Below are 17,093 nucleotides of genomic sequence, written 5' to 3'. Positions count from 1 at the left end.
ACTTTTCGTGGTGTTCTTTGGCCACCAACGGCTATGCTAGAGTGGATCCAAACCAATAACAGGTCATGCCGGTCTTACGTCTACTCAAAGGGAAATGGGGGGCTTCCTGACACCACCGGACAGGCCACGCTGGGGCTTTATGCGCTATTTGCTGATGTTGCTGTTGAGCTTGCCGATGCTGGCTGGCGCGGTCGAGTTCGACGAGTTCACCCAGAGCCTGCCCTTGGGTCGGGTGATGCAGGTGTTTGAAGACGCGAGTGGTCAGGCAACGATCGCGGATGTCAGTTCACCGGCCATGGCCGGCAGTTTCAAAGCCCATGACAAGCCCACCCTCAACGCCGGTTACTCCCGCTCGGCCTTCTGGCTGAAAATCGACCTCAGCTACCGTCCCGCCAACCCTTCCATACGACACACCTGGCTGCTGGAACTGGCCTATCCGCCTCTCGATCATCTGGAGCTGTATCTGCCCGATGAGGCCGGTGGCTACCGTCTGGCCCAGCGCACCGGCGATGCCTTGCCGTTCGACAGCCGGCAAATCCGCCAGAACAATTACCTGTTCGACCTGAGCTTTGCGCCCTACGAGCAAAAGACCCTGTTCCTGCGCCTGCAGAGCCAGGGCTCGGTCCAGGCGCCGGTGACGCTCTGGTCCAGCACGGCGTACCTGGAAGCACAGCCGGTGCGCCTGTATGTGCTCGGCCTGATCTACGGCGTGCTGCTGGGGATGCTGGTCTACAACCTGTTCATTTACCTGAGCGTGCGCGACACCAGTTACCTCTATTACATCCTCTACATCGCCTCGTTCGGTCTGTACCAGGTGTCGGTGAACGGCGCCGCGGTGGAGTACTTCTGGCCGGACAACCCGTGGTGGGCCAACGCGGCGACCCCATTTTTCATTGGCGCGGCGGCCTTGTTCGGCAGCCAGTTCGCCCGCAGTTTCCTGCAGACCGCCCGTCACAGCCGCTGGGTCGACCGCCTGCTGCTGGTGCTGATCCTGTGCAGCGCCGTGGTGGTGGCCCTGTCGCTGATGACCAGCTACGCCCTGGCGTTGCGCCTGGCCACGGCCCTGGCGCTGATCTTCACCGTGGTGATCTTCGTCTCCGGCATCGTCGCCTGGTGCCGCGGCATGCGGGTGGCGCGCTACTTCATCATCGCCTGGTCGGCGTTCCTGGTGGGCGGGATCATCAATACCCTGATGGTGCTGGGTTATCTGCCGAATATGTTCCTGACCATGTATTCCAGCCAGATCGGTTCTGCCATCGAAGTGGCGCTGTTATCGCTAGCCCTGGCCGACCGTATCAACTCGATGCGCGAGCAGCAGGCCCAGACCCTGTTCGATGCCGGGCAGAAGCTCGAAGTGCTCAACCAGCAACTGGCCCACAGCAACCGGCTCAAGGATGAGTTCCTCGCCACCCTGACCCACGAACTGCGCACGCCGATGAATGGTGTGATCGGTTCCCTGGAGCTGATGCAGACCCTCGATCTCGATCCGGAACTGGAGCAATACCAGCAGACCGCCGCCGGTTCGGCCCGGGACATGATGCGCATGGTCAACGGCATCCTGACCCTGACCGAGCTGCAGGCCGGCAAGCTCAGCGCCCAACGCGAGACCTTCAGCCTGCGTTCGCTGCTCGATGCCTTGCTGGGCCAGTTTTCCGCCAATGCCTCGGCCAAGGGGCTGGGCTTCGATGTCGACCTGGCCGCCGGGCTGCCCGATCGGCTGTTGGGCGATCGCGGCAAGTTGAGCCAGTGCCTGGAGTGCCTGCTGGACAATGCCATCAAGTTCACCCGGGTGGGCGGCCTGGTCCTGCGAGTGACCGGCAAGCCGGCGGCGCCGGGACGGATGGCGATGACCTTCGCGGTGATCGACACCGGCATCGGTTTCGTCAATCTCGATGAGGCTTCGCTGTATCAGCGTTTCTTCCAGCTCGATGGTTCGATGACCCGTGAATACGGCGGGCTGGGCGTGGGGCTGGCGATCTGTCGGCAGCTGGTGGATCTGCTGGGCGGCCACCTGACCCACGAATCGGAGCCGGGGCGTGGCAGCTGTTTCCGCCTGGAGGTGACCTTCGATCTGGGCGGCGAGCAGCCGATGGCGGGCCAGTCGGCCTTGCGGGTCCGCCCCGCCCGACGCATGCCGCAGGATTGCAGCGTGCTGCTGGTGGACGACAACAGCATCAATCAATTGGTGATCCGCGGCATGCTGCTCAAGCTGGGCTATCAGGTGCGCACGGCGGAGAACGCTCGCGGGGCGCTGGCGTTGTTGCGCCGAGAGTCGGTGGACGCGGTGTTGCTCGATTGCCAGATCGAGCAGGCCGAGGCGCTCAAGCTGTGCGACCAGATGCATGGCATGCCGGGTTGCGCCGGGTTGCCGGTGCTGTTGGTGTCGGCTTCGGTGCATGGTCTGGAGGCTGAGCGCTGCCTGCTCGATTACCTCTCCTGGCCGGTGAAATTCGAAGAGTTGCAAAGCCTTCTGGCGCGTCGCGTGCTGGCTCAGGAGCAGGGCGAAAGCGCCGGCATTTAGGCGGGTATGCCACTTTGTTCGTCGGGGAGGGGGTGCTTAACTGAGGTTCTGGCACACCCCTCAAGGAGCCCCGAGATGAACCTGCACCAGTTCGCCGAGACCCACGAAGTCACCAACCAGCCACCTTCCCTGGACGGTACCAACCTCTATCGAATCGATCTGCCGTTGCAGGAGTGGGCACGGCGTTTCGGCGCCGGCTGGGCCGAATCGCGGATCGACGCCTATGGTGCCCTGGCCGGTGGGCCGCTGATGGAGGCGGGGTTCCTGGCCAACCAGAACAAGCCAGTGTTCACCAGCCATGACCGTTACGGTCATCGCCTCGACCTGGTGGAGTTTCACCCGGCCTATCACGAGCTGATGCGTACCGCTATCGAGCACGGCCTGACGTCCTTGCCCTGGGTTCATCCGCAGGCCGGGGCGCATGTGGCCCGCGCCGCCATGTCCTATCTGCACAGCCAGGCCGAAGCCGGCAGCGGTTGTCCGCTGACCATGACCTTCGCCTGTGTGCCGGCGCTGAAACTGCAGCCGGACCTCGCCGAGCAATGGCTGCCGAAAGTGCTCGCCACCGAATATGACCCGCGCAATGTCGGCATGGCCCACAAGGCCGGCGTCACCATTGGCATGGCGATGACCGAGAAACAGGGCGGTACCGATGTGCGCGCCAACACCACCAAGGCATATCCGGTGGGCGCTACGGGGCCGGGGCAGGCCTATGAGCTGGTGGGCCACAAATGGTTCTGTTCGGCGCCGATGTGCGACGCCTTCCTGACCCTGGCCCAGACCGAAAAAGGCCTGACCTGCTTCCTGTTGCCTCGCCATCGTCCGGACGACAGCCGCAACCAGTTCTATATCCAGCGCCTGAAAAACAAGCTCGGCAACTGCTCCAATGCTTCCAGCGAAGTGGAGTTCCGCGGGGCCCTGGCGTGGATGATCGGTGAAGAAGGACGCGGTGTGCCGACCATCATCGAGATGGTGGCCATGACCCGCTTCGATTGCATGGTCGGTTCCAGCTCGCTGATGCGCCAGGCGCTGACCCAGGCCAGCCATCACTGTGCCCATCGGCTGGTGGGCGGTCGGGTGCTCAGCGAGCAGCCCTTGATGCAGAACGTACTGGCCGACCTGGCGCTGGAAAGCGAGGCGGCGCTGGCCTTGAGCCTGCGTATGGGCCGTGCGCTGGACAACCTGGATGACCCACAGGAAGCAATGTTCTCGCGACTGGTGACGGCGGTGGGCAAGTACTGGATCTGCAAGCGGGCCCCGGCAATGATCAACGAAGCCGCCGAGTGCATGGGCGGCGCCGGTTATGTCGAGGAGAGCATCCTGCCGCGGCTGTATCGCGAAGCACCGGTCAACTCGACCTGGGAAGGCTCCGGCAACGTGCAGTGCCTGGACGTGCTGCGCGCCTTGTCCAAGGAGCCGGGCGTGCTCGATGCCTTGTTCGCCGAGCTGGGCGACGGCCATGGCGACAGGCGTCTGGCGGCGCATATCGCCAACCTGAAAGGTGCCTTCCAGGACACCGACGACATTCAGTACCGCGCCCGCCAGTTGACCGAGGACATCGCCCTGGGCCTGCAGGCCAAGCTGTTGCTGGAAGCCGGCAACGCAGCGGTCAGCGATGCCTTTATCGCCAGTCGCCTGGGTTCGGCGGGACGGGTCTACGGTACCTTGCCGCGGGGCCTGGATGTCGAGGCGATAGTCGCGCGCTCGACCCCGACGGGCTTCTGATCAATCTTTAGACGAGCGGGTGCGCCCGGTTCTTGTTCGCGGTGAGGATCGCGAGCAAGAACCTGACGGCCCGGGCCATTCCACTGTTCCCGTGAGACGGCGTTGCAGGCAAGATGAAGGCCTGCAAGATCAGAACACAGGATGCTTACCGTGACCGAAGCTTTTATTGTCGTTCAAACCGCCGAGCAAGCCGTGGACCGGCTTGCCGCTTTGCATGAGCGGGCCACCACGTCGCTGAGCCAGGCGCTCAAGCGTTACCTCAAGGATCGTGTCGAACCGGACGCCGAACAGCGCGCCCTGTTTCGTTACCCGGAATTGCGCCTGACCTATCACTGCCAGGGCGAAGTCCCGCAGACCACCCGGGCCTACGCCAAGGTCCAGTTGCCGGGCACCTACAGCGTCACGGTCACCCATCCTTCCGCCTTCCGCAAGTACCTGCTGGAACAGCTGATACCACTGATGCACGACTTCACCGTGACCGTGGAAGTGGGTGTCAGCGAGCAGAACATCCCGTATCCGTACGTGGTCGAGCAGGGCGATGAACTGGCCGGTTCCGGCGTCACCGCCGCGGTGCTGGCGCGGGTATTCCCCAGCACCGACCTGTCCGCCGCCACCGATGGCATCGCCGACGGATTGTACGATTGGGAAAACACCCATCCGCTGCCCCTGGCGCTGTTCGATGCCGCGCGGGTGGATTTCTCCCTGCGTCGCCTGGTGCACTACACCGGTAGCGACTGGCGCCATGTTCAGCCATGGATCCTGCTGACCAACTACCACCGCTATGTCGACCAGTTCATCACCCACGGTCTTGAGCAGCTGCGCAGCGATCCGCGGTTCGTGCGCATGGTCCTGCCGGGCAATGTGATCATCGAGAAGGGCATGGACCACGGCGAAGCCTCGTCGATCGCCGCCGGGGTGGTCTGGCACCGCTACCAGATGCCGGCTTATCACCTGCAGGCCAGCGACGGCCACGGGGTGACCCTGGTGAACATCGGCGTCGGCCCGTCCAACGCCAAGAACATCACCGACCACCTGGCAGTATTGCGTCCGCACTGCTGGCTGATGATCGGCCACTGCGGTGGCCTGCGGCAGTCGCAGACCATCGGCGACTACGTGCTGGCCCACGCCTACATGCGTCGCGACGGTATTCTCGATCGTGTGGTGCCGCCGAACATTCCGATTCCGGCCCTGGCCGAAGTGCAGTTGGCCTTGCAGCAGGCCGCCGCCAACGTCACCGGCGAGAAGGGCGACGACCTGAAAAAACGCCTGCGCACCGGCACCGTGCTGACCTACGACGACCGTAACTGGGAGTTGCGCTGGGCCCAGGAGCGTCCGCTGATCAACCTGTCCCGCGCCGTGGCGGTGGACATGGAAAGCGGCACCATCGCCGCCCAGGGTTATCGCCTGCGGGTGCCGTACGGCACTTTGCTCTGCGTCTCGGACAAGCCGTTGCACAGCGAAATCAAGCTGCCGGGTTCGGCCAACGCCTTTTATGAGCGCGCGGTCAGTCAGCACCTGAAGATCGGTATCGCCGCGGTGGACCTGCTGCGTACCGAGCTCAACTCGCTGCACTCGCGCAAGCTGCGCAGCTTCGACGAGCCGCCGTTCCGCTGATCGCGGGATGGTCATTTAACGGTCAGGCCACTAGCATGGTCGGCCCTGACCGTTAGATGTTCTTTTCGCCATGTCTCGTCCTCCTCGTCCCGCTTCCCGCCGCCCCGGCGTGAAGAGCCCTTCGTCTTCTTCCGCGCCGCGCCGAGTTGCCAAAGCGCCACCGGCCGAGCCGAAGCTGATCCTGTTCAACAAACCCTTCGATGTGCTGACCCAGTTCAGCGACGGCGAAGGGCGGGCGACCCTCAAGGACTTCATCGCGATACCCGGCATCTACCCGGCCGGCCGCCTGGACCGCGACAGCGAAGGCTTGCTGCTGCTGACCAACGACGGCCAGTTGCAGGCGCGCATTGCCGATCCCAAGCACAAGCTGGCCAAGACCTATTGGGTGCAGGTGGAAGGGGAGCCCACGGCCGAGCAACTGCAGCGTCTGCGTGATGGCGTGGAATTGAATGACGGCATGACCCTGCCGGCCGAAGCCCGGCAGTTGGAAGAGCCGCAGCTGTGGCCGCGCAACCCGCCGGTGCGCTTTCGCAAGAGCGTGCCCACCAGTTGGCTGGAGTTGGTCATTCGTGAGGGGCGCAATCGCCAGGTGCGGCGCATGACCGCTGCCGTGGGTTTGCCGACATTACGTTTGGTGCGGGTCAGGATCGGCGACTGGACGATCGAAGGGCTCGACCAGGGCCAGTGGAAGGAGGTTCCGGCGCGCTTATAGGGCGCCGGACTCGATCAGGCCGATCACCACGCTCTTGATGATGAACGCGGCCACGCCCAGGCCCAGGACGAAGAACAGAATGAACGAACCGAAACGTCCGGCCTTGGACTTCTTCGCCAGATCCCAGACGATGAAGGCCATGAAAATGATCAGGATGGTCACCAGACCGGTCATCATCCACTCTTCGAATACTGCAGGATCCATCGAACATCTCCAGCGCAGGCAAGGCTAAAAGGCGGGGCGAGTATACGCCAAGGGGCCGCGGCCGGGCATTGATCCGGGTGCGCTTCGTCGTCACACCGTTGGGGGCTTTTGTAGGAGCGAAGCTTGCTCGCGATAGCGATCTCTGGGTTCAGGTGATGTGTAGCCAGGAGCATTTATCGCGAGCAAGAACTGGGCGTCCCCCTTGCTCCTACAGGATGACGGCAGGTCAGTTGCGCAGGTGAGTCAGCGGCAGTTCGGTGCTGTTGAGTACCTGGTTGAGCACGAAGCTGGAGCGCACGCTGGTCACGCCTTCGATGCGGGTCAGATGGCCCAGCAGCAGTTTCTGGTAGTGATCCATGTCCGGCACCACCACCTTGAGCTGGTAGTCGGCGTCCATCCCGGTCACCAGGCTGCATTCGAGGACCTGCGGCAGGCTGCGGATCGCCGCCTCGAAGTTCTCGAAACGCTCGGGGGTGTGGCGGTCCATGCCGATCAGCACGTAGGCGGTGAGGCTCAGGCCGAGCATCTTGCGGTCCAGCAGGGCGACCTGGCGGGAAATGTAGCCATCGTCTTCCAGTTGCTTGACCCGACGCGAGCACGGCGAAGGCGACAGGCCGATACGTTCGGCCAGTTCCTGATTGGAGATGCGGGCGTCGCGCTGCAATTCCGCCAAAATGCTGAGGTCGTATCGGTCGAGTTTGCTCATGGATCAGGCCTTTGTAATAACTATTGCGCGATATTATCTATCTTGAGTTAAAAATTGCGCAAGTCATGTTTGTCAGAGCAATCTTCGCAATCCTCTGCCGGCGCCCCAGGCCTATTCTTATCACCAGAATCACTGCCCGGACATAGAGTCCACTGCGGCCCGCCGAATCAGGCCTGCCGCGGCCGCCAATCCCACAGGGTTGAGCCGGCCCCCGGGCTACACACTGTCCAGAAGACGGCGTGAGGTGAGCCGGCGTCATAAGCGTCGAGCACGGACGAAATTCTCAAAGGGGGGCCGACGGGTCCCCCTTTTTTATTGCCTGCGCGCCAGGAAATATCCCCCGGGCCCTCAATAAATAAGTTTTGTGACTGATAACCTGTGGCAGAACCGGCCTGGGCTTTTCCAGTCTTAACTACAGGCCCCTATCCGTTGTGAGGAATAGCATGAAATCGCGCATCTGGCGTTTGGCAGGCGTTGGTTTGCTGTGTGTGGGCGTCAGTGCGCAGGGGCTCGCCGATGACCGCAATGACGGCCGTGGCTGGTCCAATGGCGGCCAGCGCGGCAACGACGGGTATCCGGGCAATAGCCAGGGGCGAGGCGAAAGCCATCAGCCGCGGCCGCAGACTGAAATCATTCGCGGCGACAACAGCCAGCAGTTCGAGCGCAACGTCGAGAACGGGCGCTGGCAGAACCACGGGCCGAATGATGAAGGGCGGGGACGACAGGCGCAGCCGTCCGCCAACCTGCCGATCCAGGGCCGCCCCGATACCGTCCGCCAGACCCAGGAGCCGCGCCAGGGTTATTACCGGGACATCCCGCGCCGTAACGACTACAACCAGCATTGGCAGGCCGGCGGGCCGGGCTCGCGTCCCTACGACTATCGCTGGCCGGGCCGTCCGGACGGCCGTGGCGACGGCTGGGGGGCTGGCCAGCAATATCGGCCGGGTTATGTGATCGATCGCTTCCCGGACCGGCATTACCGCGTACCGTATCGCGGCCAGGACTATTTCTTCTCCGGTGGTTACTGGTATCGCCCGCAAGGCCCACGGTATGTGGTAGTGCGCCCACCCTACGGGATCCGTGTGGCCTATCTGCCGGACTACGCGCGGGAAGTGTGGATCGGCAGCGCGCTGTTCTTCCTGGCCGCGGGCGCCTACTACAGCTACGAGGCCAGTACCCAGCAGTACGTGGTGGTCGAGCCGCCGGTGGCCAGCCCGCCGCCGCAGGCCGGCAGTGACTACAACGTGCTGGCCTATCCGGTCAGAGGGCAGAGCCCGCAGGAGATCAATCAGGATCGCTACGACTGTTATCGCTGGGCGGTGCAGCAGAGCGGCTTCGACCCGGCGGCGATGACCTATCCACCGGCGCCGCAGGTGGTCCAGACCTACCGCCAGGCCCAGGGCGGTTGCCTGAGCTCGCGCGGCTATCAGGTGACTTACTGAGCCCGGGCGGCCTGCACCACTTCCTGCGGGTCGGCGTGCACCAGCACCTCGGCCCGCGGATAGGCTGCATGAATCGCCTCGGCGGCCTGATCGCTGATGCCGTGGGCCACCGACAGGGTCAGCTCCCCGGGTAATTCCAGGTGCAGCTGTACGAACCAGTGGCTGCCGGAAATCCGCGTGCGCAGGTCATGGGCGCCGAGCACCCCAGGCACGCTACACGCCAGTTCCAGCATATGCTGGCTGACTTCCGGCGGCAGTTCCTCGTCCATCAGCACCGCCACGCTTTCGCGGGCGATGTGGATTGCGCTCCACAGGATATAGACGGCAATCGCCAGGCCGAACCAGGCGTCCAGTTGCTGCCAGCCGAAACTGGCCAGCACCAGCGCCAGCAAGATGCTGCCGTTGAGCAGCAGGTCGGAGCGATAGTGCAGCGAATCGGCACGCACCGCCGTGGAGCCGGTTTCGCGGATCACCCGGGACTGCAGCATCAGCAGCGCCATGGTCAGCGCCAGGGACAGTAGCATCACCCCGATACCGACCCAGGGCGCGCCCAGCGGTTCGGGGTTCTGCAAGCGCTCGACGGCCTGTACCCCGATCAGCACCGCGCTCACCGCGATGAACAGCGCCTGGGCCATGCCCGACAAGGACTCGGCCTTGCCATGGCCGTAGCGGTGATCGGCGTCGGCCGGGCGCAGGGCGTAATGCACGGCCAACAGGTTGAGGAACGACGCGGCGCCATCGAGCAGCGAGTCGGTGAGGCCCGCCAGCAGGCTGACCGAACCGCTCAGCCACCAGGCGATGGCCTTGGCCACGATCAGGATACTGGCCACCGCCAGCGAAGCGCGGGTGGCCAGGCGCAACAGGCGCGCGTGTTCCGGGTTACTGCTCATACAAGGCTTGTTCCTTCAAGAAACGCGAGTGTCAGGCTGCTGGTTGCAGACCGTACAGGGCCAGTTGCTGCGCGCTGCCCTTGTGCTGGATCAGGCGTGGATCGTCCAGCGGGAAGCTGCGGCCCAGCTCGCTTTCGAGGATAGCCTGCAACTTGTGGTTATCGACCTGGCCGTCGGCGCCTATGGCTTGCTGCAGCTTGTGCGGGTCGATCTGCGCGGTCTTGCCCGGTTCCAGGTAGATGGCGCCGGTGGCGAAGTCGACGCCAAAGGCGATCAGCCCCGGGATCACATAAAACAGCAGGCCCACGGCGTCGAGCACGGCTACCAGCGGGTCGATCTTGCCGTCGATCTGGCCGCGCCGGTCGGGGAAGAAGATCGAGCCGCAGGCGGTGAGCTGAGTCAGCAGGGTGGCAACCAGCACGCCACCGATGATGCGGAAAGGAATACGCATGTAAATCTCCTGAACAGACACGAAAGAGCAAGGCTGAAGCGTTGCCGGTATGAATTCAGACCGTGATTAACGCCAGGCAGTTCGCCGTTATACTCGCGCCTCTGTTTGGGAGCCAGTATGAATTCTTTGCCAATTGATGAAGTTTTACCCGCCCTGCGTGAAGCCCTGGCGACACGTCACGAGGCCGTGCTCGAAGCACCGCCCGGCGCCGGTAAGACCACCCGTGTGCCTTTGGCCCTGTTGAACGAACCCTGGCTGGCCGGACAACGCATTCTCATGCTCGAACCGCGGCGCCTGGCGGCGCGGGCGGCGGCCGAGCGGCTGGCCAGCGAGCTGGGGGAAAAGGTCGGCGAAACCGTGGGCTACCGCATTCGCCTCGACAGCAAGGTCGGCCCGAATACCCGCATCGAGGTGGTCACCGAGGGCATCCTGACCCGTCGCCTGCAGGATGATCCGGCGCTGGAAGGCGTCGGCCTGCTGATCTTCGACGAATTCCACGAGCGCAGCCTCGACGCCGACCTGGCCCTGGCCTTGAGCCTCAATGGCCGCGATCTGTTCCGCGACGAGCAGCCGCTGAAAATCCTCCTGATGTCGGCGACCCTGGAAGGCGAGCGCCTGGCCGGGCTGCTGGACGACGCGCCGATCCTGCGCAGCGAAGGCCGCATGTTCCCGGTCGATGTGCGCTGGGGGCGGCCTTTCCAACCGGGCGAGTTCATCGAGCCGCGGCTGGTGCAGACCATTGTTGAAGCGCTGAACGATGAAAGCGGTAGCGTCCTGGTGTTCCTGCCGGGGCAGGCCGAGATCCGCCGGGTGCATCAACAGCTGGCCGATGCCGTGGGCGAGCGCTCGGAGATCCTGCTCTGTCCGCTGCACGGTGAGCTGGACCTGGCGGCGCAGCGCGCGGCCATCGAACCGGCTCCGCCTGGCCAGCGCAAAGTGGTGCTGGCGACCAACATCGCCGAGACCAGCCTGACCATCGACGGCGTGCGCGTGGTGGTCGATGCCGGGCTGGCGCGGGTGCCGCGTTTCGACCCGGGCAGCGGCATGACCCGCCTCGACACCCAGCGTATTTCCCGGGCCAGCGCCACCCAGCGCGCCGGTCGGGCCGGGCGCCTGGAGCCGGGCGTGTGTTATCGCCTGTGGTCCCAGGACCAACACGAACAGCTGGCGGCCTATGGCAGTGCGGAAATCCTCCAGGCGGACCTGGCGGGCCTGGCCCTGCAGCTGGCGCGCTGGGGTGTGACGCCAGCGCAACTGGTATGGCTGGATGTGCCGCCCGGCGCGGCCTATGCCCAGGCCCAGGACCTGCTCGAACGCCTCGGCGCGCTGACGGCCAAAGCCGGCGAGGACTGGAAGCTGACCCCCCACGGCCAGGCGATGGCCGAGTTGCCGGCCCATCCGCGCATTGCCCATCTGTTGTTGCGCGGCCAGGCCCTGGGGCTGGCGAACATGGCCTGCGACGTCGCCGCCTTGCTCGGCGAGCGCGACATCCTGCGCGGCGGCGGTGCCGACCTGCATAGCCGCCTGGTGCTGCTGTCCGGCGAGGAGCGCGCGGCCCGTGGCGCCCAGGGCGGGGTGCAGCGGGCTCGGCAGCTGGCCCGGCAGTACCGCGGTTATCTGCGTGGGCAGCCGAGCCAGGCGGTGGCGGACCCGGACCATCCGCGCTGGCTGGGCGCCTTGCTGGCGCTGGCCTATCCGGATCGGGTCGCCCAGCAACGCCGTCCCGGCGGTGCCGAGTACCGGCTGGCCAACGGCCGCGCGGCGCTGTTCAGCGAGACCGACAGCCTGATGAAGCAGCCCTGGCTGGTGATCGCCGACCTGGGCAGTCGCCAGGGGCAGCGGGAAGAGCGTATCTACCTGGCGGCGGATTTCGATCCGGCGCTGTTCGACTCGGTCCTGGCCGAGCAGGTGCGCAGCGTCGACCAGCTTGATTGGGACGAGCGCGAAGGGGTGTTGCGTGCCGAGCGGCAGCGCAAGGTCGGCGAACTGGTGCTCAGCCGCGAGCCGTTGACCGGGTTGGACGAGGCGGCGCGGTGCCAGGCCCTGGTCAATCTGGTGCGGCGCAAGGGCCTGGAACTGTTGCCCTGGACCCCGGAGTTGCGCCAGTGGCAGGCCCGGGTGGCCTTGTTGCGCCAGCTCGATCTAGAGGCCAAGGGCGAGAGTGAGTGGCCGGATGTCAGTGACGCGGCCCTGCTCAAGAGCCTGGAGAGCTGGCTGCTGCCGTACCTGGGCAAGGTTTCGCGTCTCAGCCACTTCGCCAACCTGGAGCTGGCCGGCATCGTCCACAACCTGCTGCCATGGCCATTGCCGCAACGCCTGGACGAGCTGGCGCCGCATCACCTGAGGGTGCCGTCCGGCTCGTCGATCCGCCTCGATTACAGCGAGCAGCCACCGATTCTCGCGGTGCGCCTGCAGGAGTTGTTCGGCCTGGCGGAAACGCCACGGATCGCCGGTGGCCGACAGGTGGTCAAGCTGCACCTGCTGTCCCCGGCACGGCGGCCGGTGCAGGTCACCCAGGACCTGGCGAACTTCTGGCGCAGCACCTACGCCGAGGTGAAGAAGGACCTCAAGGGCCGCTACCCAAAACACTACTGGCCGGATGACCCGCTGGTGGCCGAGGCCACGGCCCGCGCCAAACCCCGCAAATAACCCACCCTGTAGCCGCTGCCGCAGGCTGCGATAAGGCCGAAGGCCTTCAGCGGTCTCAAGATCCTGCGCCCGGGTTGTCGGAATGCCGCCCAGGTCGATCGCAGCCTGCGGCAGCGGCTACAGCGCGGCAGGCAGCAGGAAGCGGGCGATCAGCGGCAGGTGGTCGGAGATGCGCAGGGTGTCGTCCTGTCGTACCTGGGCCTCGACCCGTTTGAGCCGCGGGCTGTGGAACAGGTAGTCGACTGTGCGATCCGGGCCACTCAGGGCCGGATCGTTGGGGTAGTGGGTCAGCCACAGGGCGCGGTCGATGCCGCTGGCTTCGTTGTTGGTGGGGATCATCGGGTACTTGTCCCAGAGGCTGTGCAACGCGCTGTCGGCGGAGTAGGGCGTGCGTTGCTCGGGGGCGAGCCGCTGGTACTGGCCCAGGGGCAGCAGGTTGAAGTCGCCGCCGATCAGCCAGGGCGTGCCGCGGGCTTCGAAGCGGTCGAGGATCCTGGTTACCGCATTTACCTGGGCTTGCAGGGTGTCGTCGGGTTTGGTCGCGCGATCCAGATGGGTGTTGAGCACCGCCAGCTGCCCGCCGTCGCTCAAGGGCAGGTAGCTCACCAGCACGGCGTTTTTCGGCTGGAACTGGCGGCTGAGGAGATTGGCCTCGGGCACCGGCAATTGTAGGCGTTCGGCGTGTTCGATGCGGTAGCGGCTCAAGGTCGCCAGTTGCCGGCCGACGCTGCCGAAGATGTGCGGGGAGGGTACGAAATCGGCCTTCCAGTCGAAGGCCTGGGTGCTGCAGGGATACAGGTCGGTCAGGCGCTCCTGCAGCAGCTTGAGCTGGTCCTGGTAGTCGCTGGCCTTGGCGCCGTTATCCAGTTCCTGCAGCAGCACGATGTCCGGCTGCTCGTCGCGAATCACTCGCGCCACTTCATCCAGGCTGAAAGCCATGTCTTCCAGGGTCGGGCGCTCGTCCGGCCCCTGGGCCTGGTCGTTCCAGAACACGTAGCGCTTGCCCGCCAGGTACTGCAGGTTCCAGGTCATCACCTTCAGTGCCTGGCCCGGCACCAGGCTGGGCACCTTGCCCGTGCAGGCGACCGGCAGCGGCTCCTTGGTGTCGGGGCGCCAGGTCAGGCTGTAGACCAGGGCTGACAACAGGCCTGCGCTGATCAGCAGGCCCAGGAGGATGAAGCGAAATGGACGGGGCATCGGCTCGGCTTATGGCGTTGCTGGATTGAGCCCGAGCATAACCGAGAGCGGGGCCGCGACCCAAGGGGTAGAGCGGCCGGACCTTGGCGTCACGCCTGTTCGGGCGAGTCGCCGATCAGCATGAACAGGCGGAACACCACCACGCTGGTGAACAACTGCAGGAAACTGTGGGCGCTTTCGATCAGCAGCGACAGCATCGGACCCGGATCGGGATACGCCGCCAGGCTGGCGCCCTTGAGCACCCACAGCGGGGCCATCACAGCCAGGATGCAGACCAGGATCCGCAGGAAGTGCCCGCGGGTCAGGCGGAAGCTTTCCTTGATCGCGGCCAGCGGTTGCAGGCCCTTGAGCACCAGCAGGTATTCGGCGAAGGCCAGGGTCACCATCAGCCACAGCCCGGGCAGGAAATACAGCGACAGGCCCAGCAGGATCAGCAGGGTGTTGATGGCGGTCAGCAGGGCAAAACGTGGCCACAGGCTGACGGTTGCGGCGAGCAGGTCGCGGGCCAATGGCGATTCGCCACGGCTGCGGGCATCGAGAAACAGGATCAGCACCCCCGTGTACAGCGGGTAGATCAGCAGGCCGACGACCACGCTGTAGCCGGGAAAGGCCTCGGGGCCCAGCGAGCTGTCGACTGCCTGCTGCAGCAGCGCTTCGAGGACCACCAGCGGCAGGCACAGCTGGACGATGCGCCCCAGGTTGCGCTGGCAGAAGTACAGGGAGTCGCGCAGAACGGTTAACGGATTCATCAGTGGTTATCGCAGATCACAAAAAGCGGTTGGACACTTTAACCGATGCGACCCCCGGGCGAGCAAACGTAAACCTTAGGTAAAGGCTATTGAAAGCTCGCTGGGCAGCCCCATTACTGGTTGCACCTTGTGCATGACAGGCAAGGCCCAGTTTTTTACCGGCAATCTAAAGAGGTCGCCATGAACAGCGAAGAGCAAACCCTGATCGATGGACTGTTTTCACGGTTGCAGCAAGCCGAGAAGGATTCAGCCCCGCGCGACGCCCAGGCCGAGGCGCGGATCAAGGAGCATCTGACCCGGCAGCCTGCCGCCGGGTATTTCATGACCCAGGCGATTCTGGTGCAAGAGGCGGCAATCAAGAGCCTCGACGAGCAGAACAAGCAACTCACCCAGCAGGTTCAGCAACTGCAGGCCGAACTGCAGCAGGCCAGGTCCCAGGCCGCGGCACCGGCGCCCAGCAGCGGTGGCGGGTTCCTTTCGAGCATCTTCGGCAGCGGCTCCCGCGATCCGCAGCCGGCGCCGACGCAAAGCGCTCCGGCCTCGTCCGGCGGTGGTTGGCGCGAACCGGCACGGCCGGCGTTCAACCCGCAGCCGCAGCAGAGCTTCGGCGCGCCGCAACAGGGCTATCCCCAGCAAAACTATGCCGCGCCACCCCAGCAGGCTCCGGCCGCGGCTGGCAGCAGCTTCCTCGGCGGTGCGCTGAAGACCGCCGCCGGCGTGGCGGGTGGCGTGATGCTGGCGCAAGGCATCAGCAGCCTGTTCCACGGCAACCAGCAGCCGCAGGAAATCGTCGAAGTGATCAAGGAAGAACCGGCACCCGCCAGCGACAACTCGGGTGGCTGGGGCAATGACGAGCAGCGCATGGCCAACAACGACTCCTGGGGTAACAACGACCAGGGTGGCTTCAGCGATGCCGACTACGGCAACGACGACAGTTCGTTCTTTTCCGACGACGATTCCTTCGTCTGATCCGCCATCGGTCCGGAACGCCGTCGCGTCCCGGGCCGATTATTCGCGGAACCTTCCTTCTGGCTGGCATACTGGGCGACTTTTCAGGGTTTGAGTCCCGGCCCAGTTCGCGCGCGTGAGCGCCATGAGGATAAGCGGTGAAAAAAATCGCTGTGTTCGCCGATGTCCAGAATCTCTATTACACCGTGCGCCAGGCCTATGGTTGTCACTTCAACTATGCCGCCCTGTGGGCCGATATCAGCCAACGCGGGCAGATAGTCGAGGCCTACGCCTATGCGATCGACCGGGGCGACAGCAAGCAGCAGCAGTTCCAGCAGATCCTGCGCAACCTGGGCTTCACGGTAAAACTCAAACCCTACATCCAGCGTAGCGACGGCTCGGCCAAGGGCGACTGGGACGTGGGTATCACCATCGACATCATGGACGCCGCCGCCCATGTCGACGAAGTGGTGCTGGCCTCCGGCGACGGCGATTTCGACCTGTTGCTCGAGCGCATCATCAACAAGCACGGCGTCGAAGCGGTTGCCTATGGTGTGCCGGGACTCACCGCCAATTCGCTGATTCGTGCGGCCACGCGCTATGTGCCGATCGAAGGCGCGCTACTGCTCAAAAGCTGAGCTGACTATTTTTTGTACGGAGCTGGACAGGTTTGGAACGCATCGCAGTCATCGACTTTGAAACCACCGGGATCTCCCCGAGCAGCAGTTGCCGGGCCACGGAAATCGCCGTGGTGATCCTTGAGCAGGGGCGCATCGTCGAGCGTTACCAGAGCCTGATGAATGCCGGCGTGCGGGTGCCGGCCTTCATCGAACAGCTGACCGGCATCAGTAACGCCATGCTGCGCAGCGCGCCGTCGGCCGAGCAGGTGATGAACGAGGTCAACGAGTTCGTCGGCACCACGCCGTTGCTGGCGCACAACGCTGCGTTCGACCAGAAGTTCTGGGACTACGAACTTGGCCGGATCAAGCGCACCCGCTTGCAAAACTTCGCCTGTTCCCTGTTGCTGGCGCGACGGCTGATGCCGGCGGCGCCCAACCACAAGCTCGGCACCCTCACCACGTTCGCCAGCCTGCCCCATACCGGCCAGGCTCACCGGGCCATGGCCGACGCGGAAATGGCCGCCAACCTCACCGCGCACCTGGCGCTGGAGCTGCGGCAGAAGCACGGGTTGCGCGAGTTGTCCCACGACTTCCTGTGCAAATTGCAGAAAGTGCCGGCCGCCAAGATCGGCGAACACCTCAAGCGCCATCGCGGCGCCTGACCC

The 17,093-nt window shown here is 64.6% G+C and carries 15 protein-coding genes; 9 read left to right on the top strand and 6 right to left on the bottom strand.

The features are described 5' to 3' along the window. Positions 1-139 precede the first annotated feature (139 nt). The 4 genes from J4D52_RS23970 to J4D52_RS23955 all read left to right on the top strand — a co-directional run bounded on the left by J4D52_RS23970 (position 140) and on the right by J4D52_RS23955 (position 6,572). Entirely contained in the window at positions 140-2,521 is a 2,382-nt protein-coding gene (locus tag J4D52_RS23970; protein ID WP_102676678.1) for a hybrid sensor histidine kinase/response regulator, read from the top strand. A 75-nt stretch (positions 2,522-2,596) separates the two neighbouring features. Beyond that, positions 2,597-4,246 (top strand): acyl-CoA dehydrogenase family protein, encoded by a 1,650-nt coding sequence (locus J4D52_RS23965; protein ID WP_063433138.1) that lies wholly within the window; start codon positions 2,597-2,599, stop codon positions 4,244-4,246. A 141-nt stretch (positions 4,247-4,387) separates the two neighbouring features. Further along, entirely contained in the window at positions 4,388-5,860 is a 1,473-nt protein-coding gene (amn, locus tag J4D52_RS23960; RefSeq protein WP_173678534.1) for an AMP nucleosidase, read from the top strand. A 70-nt stretch (positions 5,861-5,930) separates the two neighbouring features. Further along, complete coding sequence (locus tag J4D52_RS23955; RefSeq protein ID WP_025807657.1) at positions 5,931-6,572, top strand: pseudouridine synthase; 642 nt, start codon at positions 5,931-5,933, stop codon at positions 6,570-6,572. Here the strand turns inward: J4D52_RS23955 and J4D52_RS23950 are convergent. Continuing rightward, positions 6,567-6,776, bottom strand: coding sequence for a DUF2788 domain-containing protein (locus tag J4D52_RS23950; RefSeq protein ID WP_007927060.1), 210 nt, complete (start codon positions 6,774-6,776; stop codon positions 6,567-6,569). The two genes, J4D52_RS23955 and J4D52_RS23950, sit on opposite strands and share 6 nt — an antisense overlap. Positions 6,777-7,002: 226 nt before the next feature. Next, on the bottom strand, positions 7,003-7,482 hold the full coding sequence (locus J4D52_RS23945) for an Lrp/AsnC family transcriptional regulator (protein WP_009045772.1): 480 nt from the start codon (positions 7,480-7,482) through the stop codon (positions 7,003-7,005). A gap of 443 nt (positions 7,483-7,925) precedes the next feature. Here J4D52_RS23945 and J4D52_RS23940 point away from each other — a divergent pair, with 443 nt between their 5' ends. Further along, positions 7,926-8,924 carry a DUF6515 family protein gene (locus J4D52_RS23940; protein ID WP_102676677.1) on the top strand — a complete coding sequence of 333 codons (999 nt, stop codon included), beginning with the start codon at positions 7,926-7,928 and terminating at the stop codon, positions 8,922-8,924. On the opposite strand, the gene J4D52_RS23935 is transcribed toward J4D52_RS23940, so the two are convergent. Together J4D52_RS23935 and J4D52_RS23930 are read right to left on the bottom strand one after the other, a co-directional pair. Next, complete coding sequence (locus J4D52_RS23935) at positions 8,918-9,814, bottom strand: cation diffusion facilitator family transporter (protein WP_102676676.1); 897 nt, start codon at positions 9,812-9,814, stop codon at positions 8,918-8,920. The two genes, J4D52_RS23940 and J4D52_RS23935, sit on opposite strands and share 7 nt — an antisense overlap. Positions 9,815-9,845: 31 nt before the next feature. After that, entirely contained in the window at positions 9,846-10,265 is a 420-nt protein-coding gene (locus tag J4D52_RS23930) for a hypothetical protein (protein WP_038635502.1), read from the bottom strand. Between the two features lie 117 nt (positions 10,266-10,382). Between J4D52_RS23930 and hrpB the strand changes: the two genes are divergently transcribed. Then, entirely contained in the window at positions 10,383-12,914 is a 2,532-nt protein-coding gene (gene hrpB, locus J4D52_RS23925) for an ATP-dependent helicase HrpB (RefSeq protein ID WP_102676675.1), read from the top strand. A 117-nt stretch (positions 12,915-13,031) separates the two neighbouring features. Here the strand turns inward: hrpB and J4D52_RS23920 are convergent, their stop codons facing one another. Both J4D52_RS23920 and J4D52_RS23915 read right to left on the bottom strand, forming a co-directional pair. Then, positions 13,032-14,111: an endonuclease/exonuclease/phosphatase family protein gene (locus J4D52_RS23920; protein WP_102676674.1), complete on the bottom strand. Its 1,080-nt coding sequence runs from the start codon at positions 14,109-14,111 to the stop codon at positions 13,032-13,034. An 89-nt stretch (positions 14,112-14,200) separates the two neighbouring features. Further along, complete coding sequence (locus J4D52_RS23915; protein WP_102676673.1) at positions 14,201-14,860, bottom strand: YciC family protein; 660 nt, start codon at positions 14,858-14,860, stop codon at positions 14,201-14,203. A 180-nt stretch (positions 14,861-15,040) separates the two neighbouring features. Here J4D52_RS23915 and J4D52_RS23910 point away from each other — a divergent pair, with 180 nt between their 5' ends. From J4D52_RS23910 to J4D52_RS23900, 3 genes are all read left to right on the top strand, one after another. Further along, positions 15,041-15,829: a DUF2076 domain-containing protein gene (locus J4D52_RS23910; protein ID WP_102676672.1), complete on the top strand. Its 789-nt coding sequence runs from the start codon at positions 15,041-15,043 to the stop codon at positions 15,827-15,829. Between the two features lie 137 nt (positions 15,830-15,966). After that, entirely contained in the window at positions 15,967-16,446 is a 480-nt protein-coding gene (locus J4D52_RS23905; RefSeq protein ID WP_023969253.1) for an NYN domain-containing protein, read from the top strand. A 32-nt stretch (positions 16,447-16,478) separates the two neighbouring features. Beyond that, positions 16,479-17,090 carry a PolC-type DNA polymerase III gene (locus tag J4D52_RS23900; protein WP_063433132.1) on the top strand — a complete coding sequence of 204 codons (612 nt, stop codon included), beginning with the start codon at positions 16,479-16,481 and terminating at the stop codon, positions 17,088-17,090. Positions 17,091-17,093: the final 3 nt, after the last annotated feature.

This window comes from Pseudomonas sp. GW460-12-10-14-TSB1, from assembly GCF_017349775.1.
Classification (GTDB): Bacteria; Pseudomonadota; Gammaproteobacteria; order Pseudomonadales; family Pseudomonadaceae; genus Aquipseudomonas; species Aquipseudomonas piscium.
This window is presented reverse-complemented; position numbering and strand designations above follow the sequence as displayed.